Consider the following 2147-nt stretch of genomic DNA (forward strand, 5'->3'; position numbering starts at 1 on the left):
CCGTTCCACTCCTTGCAGGCCACCTCGCACGCCTTGCACCCGATACACACGCTCGTGTCGGTGAAGAACCCCATCCGCGGCGGCGCGTCCACATAGCCGGCGTCCGGCGCCGGATCGAGCGGCCCGTACAGGGCGTTGGGGTGGGGCATCGGTCAGGCCTCCTGGTCGCTGCTGCTGTCGGCGACGTCGGTCGTGATCAGCGGCGGGTAGCGGTGGGTCAGGTGCCCCGACCGTCGCCGGTAGTCGAATACGAGGTTCAGCAGATCCTGGCCCCTCGGGCGTCGGCCGGGCCGCACGTCGCACGTGCCGACCTTGCTTTCCTGGATGAGGACGTTGGGGTCGAGGGTGATGCCGAACAGGTCGTTGGCCGAGTCGCCGGTGACCAGACCCTCGTAACCGAAGTGGTACGGCACCCAGACCTGGTGGATGATCCGACCGTCCACCCGCAGCGGGGTGATCCGGTCGGTGACCAGGACCTTCGCCTCGATGGCCGCGCGGGCGGTGACCAGGTGCGCCCAGCCCAGGTGGGTCAGGCCGCGTTGGGCGGCCAGTTCCGGCGACACCTCGACGAACATCTCCGGTTGCAGCTCGGCGAGGTGCGGCACGGTCCGGCTCATGCCGCCGGCGGTGTGGTGCTCGGTGAGCCGGCTGACCGTGAACACGTACGGGAAGACGTCGCTGTACGGCTCGGGCGGGCTCGGGTTGAGGGTGTTGATCGGATGGATGTAGACCTTGCGAGCCGGGTTGGCCTGCTGGCGGTAGAGCGGGTTGCGCACCGGCGACTCGATCGGCTCGTAGTGCGTCGGCAGCGGCCCGTCCAGCACGCCGGTGGGCGCGTAGAGCCAGCCCTTGCCGTCGCCCTGCATGATGAACGGGTCGTCGCCGGCGATCCCCGCCGGCCCGGACGCGTCGGCCGGCGGCCGGTACGAGGGCGGTTTGGTCTTCTCGAAGTCCGGCACGTCGTAGCCGGTCCACTCGGCCTTCTCCGGGTCCCACCAGACGTACTTCTTGCGCTCGCTCCACGGCCTGCCCTCCGGATCGGCCGAGGCACGGTTGTAGAGGATCCGCCGGTTGGACGGCCACGCCCAACCCCATTCGAGCGCCACCGAGGACTGCTCCGAGCCGGGCTTGCGGCGCGCGGCCTGATTGACGCCGTCGGCGTACACCCCGGTGTAGATCCAGCAGCCACCGGCGGTGGAACCGTCGTCCTTCATCTCCGTGTAGCTCGACAGCGGTCGGCCGCTGGCCACCTCGTATCCGTTGATCTCGTATAGCACCGATTCGGCGCTCGGTTCGGCGTGCGGACCGTGCGTGGGGTAGTTCCAGTTGAGGTCGAGCAGCGCCCGGTCGCGGGGCCGGGTCGAGCCGGCCAACCGCTCCCTGACGATGCGTCCGAGGTGGTAGAAGAACCACAGTTCGGAGCGGGCGTCGCCCGGCGGCTCGACAGCCTTCTCCCGCCACTGCAACAACCGCTGCGTCTGGGTGAACGTGCCCTCCTTCTCGACGTGCGAGGCGGCCGGCAGGAAGAACACCTCGGTACGACACTCCTCGGGCGCGATCTCGCCCGTTTCGATCTCCGGGGCGTGCTGCCAGAACGTGGCGCTCTCGACCATGAAGAGGTCCCGCACGACCAGCCAGTCCAGGTTGGCCATGCCGAGGCGCTGCGCGCGGGCGTGCGCCGAGCCCACCGCGGGGTTCTGCCCGAGCAGGAAGTACCCCTTGACCTTCCCGTCGATCATGTTGAGCACCTGCTGGTAGGTGCCGTGGTCACCGGTCATCCGCGGCAGGTGGCCGTAGCAGTAGTCGTTGTCGGCGGTGGCCGCGTCACCCCAGTACGCCTTGAGCAAGTTCACGCCGTAGGCGCGCGCGTCACCCCAGAAGCCCTTCTGCCCGGGGTGGCGGATGCTGTCCACCCACTCGTCGAGGGTCGGGTGGTCGGCGTGGTGCGGCATCGGCAGGTAGCCGGGCAGCAGGTTGAACAGCGTCGGGATGTCCGTCGAACCCTGGATGCTGGCGTGACCGCGCAGGGCCATCACCCCGCCACCCGGCCGCCCCATGTTGCCCAGCAGCAACTGGATGATCGCCCCGGTACGGATGTACTGCACGCCCACACTGTGCTGCGTCCACCCCACCGAGTAGATCAGCAT

At 69.0% G+C, this 2147-nt stretch carries 1 protein-coding gene and 1 pseudogene; both read right to left on the reverse strand.

Annotated features, from left to right (window positions below; all coding sequences use genetic code 11):
• Positions 1 to 149 (reverse strand): annotated as a pseudogene (locus ABZU46_RS31650) (4Fe-4S ferredoxin); the annotation flags it as partial.
• A 3-nt stretch (positions 150 to 152) separates the two neighbouring features.
• The coding region (locus ABZU46_RS31655; RefSeq protein WP_354863360.1) for a molybdopterin dinucleotide binding domain-containing protein at positions 153 to 2147 on the reverse strand (1995 nt) is incomplete at its 5' end.

The sequence above is a fragment of the Micromonospora sp. NPDC005197 genome (assembly GCF_040608295.1).
Lineage (GTDB): Bacteria > Actinomycetota > Actinomycetes > Mycobacteriales > Micromonosporaceae > Micromonospora.